Source organism: Candidatus Kryptonium sp. (assembly GCA_025060635.1).
GTDB lineage: Bacteria > Bacteroidota > Ignavibacteria > Kryptoniales > Kryptoniaceae > Kryptonium.
This window is the reverse complement of record JANXBN010000010.1, coordinates 24,893-31,340: the sequence shown is the minus strand read 5'-3', so window position 1 is coordinate 31,340 and position 6,448 is coordinate 24,893. Positions and strand designations below refer to the sequence as shown.

5 protein-coding genes and 1 rRNA gene are annotated in these 6,448 nt (G+C 32.8%); 5 read left to right on the top strand and 1 reads right to left on the bottom strand.

The window, feature by feature from the left end:
* Positions 1 to 77: ribosomal RNA gene (gene rrf, locus NZ923_10410) — 5S ribosomal RNA — on the top strand; the annotation flags it as partial.
* Positions 78 to 319: 242 nt separating this feature from the next.
* On the opposite strand, the gene NZ923_10405 is transcribed toward rrf, so the two are convergent.
* Positions 320 to 484 carry a hypothetical protein gene (locus tag NZ923_10405; protein ID MCS7230423.1) on the bottom strand — a complete coding sequence of 55 codons (165 nt, stop codon included), beginning with the start codon at positions 482 to 484 and terminating at the stop codon, positions 320 to 322.
* A 94-nt stretch (positions 485 to 578) separates the two neighbouring features.
* Between NZ923_10405 and NZ923_10400 the strand changes: the two genes are divergently transcribed.
* The 4 genes from NZ923_10400 to NZ923_10385 all read left to right on the top strand — a co-directional run bounded on the left by NZ923_10400 (position 579) and on the right by NZ923_10385 (position 6,447).
* Complete coding sequence (locus tag NZ923_10400) at positions 579 to 2,867, top strand: hypothetical protein (protein MCS7230422.1); 2,289 nt, start codon at positions 579 to 581, stop codon at positions 2,865 to 2,867.
* Between the two features lie 4 nt (positions 2,868 to 2,871).
* Positions 2,872 to 3,948: an aminotransferase class III-fold pyridoxal phosphate-dependent enzyme gene (locus tag NZ923_10395; GenBank protein MCS7230421.1), complete on the top strand. Its 1,077-nt coding sequence runs from the start codon at positions 2,872 to 2,874 to the stop codon at positions 3,946 to 3,948.
* A gap of 245 nt (positions 3,949 to 4,193) precedes the next feature.
* Positions 4,194 to 5,480, top strand: a complete 1,287-nt coding sequence (locus NZ923_10390) for an amidohydrolase family protein (GenBank protein ID MCS7230420.1) — start codon at positions 4,194 to 4,196, stop codon at positions 5,478 to 5,480.
* Between the two features lie 37 nt (positions 5,481 to 5,517).
* Positions 5,518 to 6,447 (top strand): dihydrodipicolinate synthase family protein, encoded by a 930-nt coding sequence (locus NZ923_10385; protein MCS7230419.1) that lies wholly within the window; start codon positions 5,518 to 5,520, stop codon positions 6,445 to 6,447.
* Position 6,448 lies beyond the last annotated feature (1 nt).

Below are 6,448 nucleotides of genomic sequence, written 5' to 3'. Positions count from 1 at the left end.
CGAACACGGAAGTTAAGCCCTCCAGCGCCGATGGTACTGGTCGCGCGAGCGACCGGGAGAGTAGGTCGCTGCCGGGTCTTTTTTAATAAAGATCAAATGTGCCTAATAATTATCCATTCTTCAATCCTTCTAAGATTTACATGCCTAAAGATTTTCAAAATAGCTAACTTATAAAACCTCTAATTCTTTTCGTTATAATTTTCACACTTTTTCTTAATAAAACATTACTTGCAGTCGTTAACGATTTGATGGAAAATTTAAACTTGAGAAAATCTTTTTTATTTTTTTCAAGTAAAATTAAATTTTTATAGTTCTGCTCTTAAAAGCTCAATACCCACATTTCCCCTATTCTCTGTAAAATGACATGCCCAACGGTAGAAAATCTTAATATAGACAAATCAATACCTTGCATATCCGAATTTTTCAGAAAAGAAAAATGTCTTAAAAGCAAACAAAGTTTAAAATCATCAGCAAATCTTGACATTTACAAATTTTTTACTTAAAATCTTTTAGTTCTCTAATAAATAAAAATTTCGCATATGAAACAACAAAATAAGTGCAAACGGATTTTCTTAATATTGATACTTGTTCTTGCTTTTTTATCCAAATCAGAAAGCCTTGTTAAAAGAAATGAGTATATTGACTATATTAAAAAAGCAGTTGACAGTTCTTTAAGTCGTTATCCGAAAATTATTGATGATTGGAAAAAGGGTGCTACTGCTTATGTTCTTTGGGGATTTAATCCACCGGGAGAGCCAGTATATCTCGCAGACGCCCTTGGCTTTCTTTATGAAATTACTGGAAATAAAAATTATGCAAGGATAGCGATAAAAATACTTTATGAATATTCTAATCTTAAAGAGTTTTATCCAAACGAGATTGCTAGATCAAGAATTGAATATAGGGATGGAGTCCCATCTTTACCCAATTTCTTTTTTCTTTATCCATATGTAAGAGCTTATTTAAGAGTAAAAAATTCTGGTTTGTTAACTAAAGAACAGATAGATAAAATTTCTAAAGATGTAATTGAAAGTGTTAATTTCATTTCATATTTTCCCGAATGGGGAGCTCATAATAGAACTGTTTTAAGAGCGGTTGCTTACCTTATTGCATCACTTGCTTTTCCAGATCATCCTGCGTCCACTGAATGGAAAAAACAATCTGAGGTTTTAATATATGATAATCTCGGAAAATGGGAAGCCGAAGATGCAACGCTCTATAATGGAGTGTGGTTACATGCGTTGCTGATTTATATTGAGAACTCAAAAAATGAAAAGCTATTTAATCATCCGATACTGAGATATTATTTTGAATACTATCTAAATCTCCTCTCACCATTTGGAACTATAGTTGATTTAGGTGATTCCAATTTCAACAATGCATTTGAAAGATTTATCGCTTGTTTTGAAAAAGCTAGCTCACTTTATAGAGATGGTAGATATAAATATGCGGCAGAAAAAATTTTCAGAAGAATGATAATAGATAAAAAATTCTCCGCTGACCTTGCATCAATTTTATCAGATGCATATAGATGGTGCGATGACAAAATCAAAATTGAATTACCAATCAACTTAAGCCAAGAAGTTCTTGATGATATCGTTGGCAAAAAAATCGTTTTCAGAACAGGGTGGGATTCGCTCTCAACATTTATGCTTCTTAACTACAGGGACGAGGGAGATGGAAATTTCCTTACAAGAGAATATCTCAGAAATACCATACCTGTTGAAGAAGAAAAAATGCATCACGGAAGCTCTGATGAAAATTCAATCATTTTTCTCATGACCAAAGGTTCAGTCCTATTGCATCATGCAGGATATAGAGATGGATTACCAAGTGGAATGTTTGGTGCTTTCAGAGCCGATTACTTCCATAATCGTCTTGTTGTCAGAAAAAATAAAAGAGAATCAAGAAATAATCCAATACTTTTCTCGCCACCAGCTGAACAAATTAAAAAACAAACACTGTTTGAATTTATTAAAAACTCGGGGAATTACAGAGTAATGAAAACAATCAAAATTGATTTTTTGACATTTGATGAAATTGAATACTCAAGAACGAGAGCAATTGACGAGAAAATGGGTTATACATGGGATAGAATTATTTGTTTCCTTAAAAAGCTTGGCTGGTTCGTAGTCATTGATGCGGTTAAGTTTAATCAACCTGATTACTATACTCTTGCAACCTTATGGCATACCCAAAAAATTGTAAGCCATGGGGAAAATTATTATGATACAAGAATAGATTCAATTGGTATGTATGCAGTTGGAGGAAAACACAATTTGTTAATTTACTTCCCTCAAATAAAATTTTCTGAATTTGATTCATATGCAAAGGAAGATAGCTTTGAAACTTTAAACCGACATTTCCAAAAGGAATTCTGCGTCTACCAAGCCGTTTCATCTTTTTACAAAACAAATGACATTGAATTTTTCATCACACTTTTAATTCCACATGAACAAAATGCAAACATATCAAATCTTCTGAAAAAGGTTGAGGTTTTGAAAACAGACAAATTTCCACAAGGAATTGGGCTAAAAATAACAAATTCCAGCGATGTAATATATCTATGTATCAAACTTGATCTTGAATTTGAAATACTTCGTGAGAATATACGTCCGAGATATACTTTTGAATCTGGTAAAATAAAATACGATGAAATTGAAACCGACGCCTACTTCTCTTATCTAAGAAAATACAATGACGATGAAATTTATTATGCAGTTTCAAATTTTGTAAAGCTGAATTTTAAAGGTAAAACTATAACTGAATCTAAACCATATACCTTTGCTCTTCAACTTGACGGTGGCCCAGATAGAATAGGCTATACAAAAATTAGATTCTACGAAAATAGAATTAAACTAAAATAACAAAATGACAAAGTCAGAAACTCTTTTTGAAAAAGCGTTGAAAATTATACCTTGGGGCATGCAAACAAATGCAAAACGACCTATCAAGGAATTTTCAGGTATAATGCCGTTTTATATTGAAAAAGCAAAAGGGTGTAGATTCTGGGATGTTAATCATAGAGAATTTATTGATTATAGAACGGCTCTTGGAGCAGTTATACTTGTTTATTGCTTTGATGAAGTTGACCAAGCGGTAAAATTGCAAATTGATAAGGGGGTTATATTTAGTGTGGCAAGTCCACTTGAGGTAGAACTTGCTGAAAAAATTATTGAAATCGTCCCATGTGCTGAAATGGTTAGATTTATGAAAAATGGAGTTGATGCAAACGTCTGGAATGTTTGTCTTGCAAGATCTTATACGGGGAAAGATAAAATAATAAGAGGTGATTATAATGGATACAACGATTGGTTTATGACAGGAATTAAAGGTAATGGTGTCCCGGAGATTTTAAATAAATATGTCTACGAAGTTAATTATGGGGAAATAGAAAAAAATGAAAAAATTTTAACAAACGATGGAGATAAAATTGCATGTATTCTTGCTATCCCATATGATTTTAACGAAGATACAACTGGGGAATTCCCAAGAGCTTTAAAGAATTTTGCTAATAAGTACGAAGTTATTTTGATATTTGATGAATTTCTAACAGGTTTTAAACTCTCAATTGGTGGAGCCCAGGAATATTTCAATGTTAAACCTGATCTCTCATCTTTCGCCAAAGCAGTGGTGAGTGTTTACCTTATATCAACTTATTGTGGGAAAAGAGAGATAATGGACAAGCTTAATGATTTTGTTCTCACAGCTACATATGCTGGTGAAACTTTATCAATCACTGCAGCTATCGCTACGATTGATTTTATGAAAAAAGAGAATATCCATCAAAACCTTTACAAAATCGGTGATACTTTAATGAACAGATTTAAGGAGATTGCAAATCGTTTCAGCATTCCTGTGAAAATTGGAGAGATGCCAGTTGCGCCTTTCTTTCTCTTTGACTTTGATAATCCCAAGAAAAATAAAAAAATTACAGTTCGTTCTTAACAGAGAACTTTTTAAACTTGGGATCTTAGTGATAGATAGATGGTTTATTTCGTATTCGCATAGGAAAGAAGACATCTATGAAACATTAAACAAATTTGAAACTTCCCTAAAAAATACAATTGAAGAATGTGGATAAATTAATTTATTTTGACAGCCTCGCATATATTGGAAAATGGACCCAAGAAGATAAAAATCAATTGCTTAGCACTGAGCGTCTTTTATCAGAAATGAAAAGATTTTCTCTCATGGTTCATACAATTGCCAGGTATTATGATCTGGTCAAAGACAATTCTATCTCGATTGAGGAAAGCAAAAAGCACCCTGGGATCTTTCCATGTTTCGTTTTAATGCTGGATTTAACAAAAGAAATTTCGGATCTTGAAAATTATATTAGCGAGAATGAAATCAGGGCGGTGAAACTTTATCCAAAACCCAATGAATTTTCATATAGGAAAATTTTTAAACTTTTAGAAATTAAAAAAACACCACTATTGATTGAAACAGGGCGTAGATTTAATCATGCAATTTTTGAGGAAGTTGAGAAAGTTTGTTTAATTTATCCAAATTTAAAAACCGTGATACAAGGTGCAAGACGGGAAGAAGCTAGAAGAATTTTTATGCTGATGAAAAAATTTGAAAATATATATATTGAAATTTCATCATTTCAATTAAACAACGGAGTTGAATTTCCTGTTGAAAATTTCGGCTCAAAAAGAATTCTTTTTGGTTCTGGATTTCCGCTTAAAAGCATTGGTTCTGCAAAAACATTTATTGATTACTCAAATATAAGTGATGAAGATAAAGCAAACATTGCTGAATTAAATCTTGCAAAATTGCTCAAAAGTGAACAAATAATTTCAGATTACACGCCTTTAATAAAGTCCTCGCCTTTGGAAATTTATATTAGGAATAAATCTCTTGGAATTAAAAAATGTTGTGTTAGTTCATGGCTTTCTATATGGTTAGATCACTGGCTTGAGAATGAGATAATATTAAATGCAGTTGAGTCATTTCCAGAATATTTCATCGGTTATGCTTCTTTCAATCAGATTTGTGTTAAGGACTGGGCTTGTGAACTTGAACATTGGTTTGTTGTTAAGAAATTTAAGGTTATAAGGCCATATTGTCGGAGAACTGAAATACCATACAACGATAAGCGGTGGGCACCTCTATTTGATTTTGGCAATAAAAATTATTTATTTGCGCTTCTTCACCCATCGGATAATTTTGTAAGTGAAGTTAAAGAAATATCTTCAAGGTATTCAAATTTAAATTTTCTTCTTGCACACACTGGTATGAGCCTTAAGCACGCAAGGGATTTAGTTGAAATTGCTAAAATTAGAAAAAATGTTTTCCTTGAATTAACATTTACCGAGGTTCCTGACGGATTAATTGAATATCTTGTTGATGAGGTTGGCGCGGAAAAGTTTATATTTGGAACTGATCAACCGATGCGCGATCAAGCATCTCAACTTGGTTGGATTATTTATTCAGAATATCTCTCCAAGATAAAGAAAAAATCCTTGGTTTAAATATGGAAAAAATTCTAAACAAAAGTGGGAAATAAAAATGAAACTTAAACTTGAAGGAATCATTCCAGCAGTGGTAACACCAATGAAATCTGATTTTTCTGTTGATTTCTCTCAATTGAGGGACTATGTAAACTGGATCAAAAGTTTTGATGGACTTGGTGGTGTCGCAGTTAATATGGACACAGGTGAAGGAATACATTTAAATAAAGACGAAAAATTGAGAATCCTTGAAATTTGGGTTGAGATGATAGCAGGTAAATTCCCAGTTCTCTGTGGCTTGACAACAAGACATACTAAAGAAGCGATTGAAGAGGCAAAACTTATTAAAAAGATAGGCGCTGATGGAATAGTCGTTTTTCCAATCCCTGCATACGCGGGTCAGCCACTGCCATTTGAAATTCCTTACAGATACCACAAAGCTATAAACGATGAAGTAGATATTCCACTTGTTCTATTTCAATTGCAACCCGCTCTTTCGGGTGTGCTTTATGATGAAGAAACGCTGGTTAAACTTGCGCGAATAAAAAATGTTGTTGCTATAAAGGAAGCGTCCGCAGATGCTCTCAAATTTGTTCAAACACTTAACATTCTAAGAAATCTTGATAAAAAAATATCTGTGCTCACAGGGAATGATGACTTCATACTTGAATCTTTCATTCTTGGAGCTGATGGAGCCCTGATTGGATTCGGAACTCTTGTGGTTTCCGAGCAAATTGAAATGTTCAATGCGGTTAAGGTGAAAAATTTTGACAAAGCTTTCGAAATTTATTCAAAAATAAAACTACTTGAAGAAGTAATCTTTGCGCCTCCTGTAAGAGATTATAGAGCAAGAGTTAAAGAAGCTCTAAGAATGATTGGTGTTCTAAAAACAAATTTTGTCCGACCACCGCTACTTCCAGTTTCATCAAAAGATAAAGAAAAAATTAAAAAAGCACTTAAAAATCTCGGCTATAAAAACTTAAATTAGA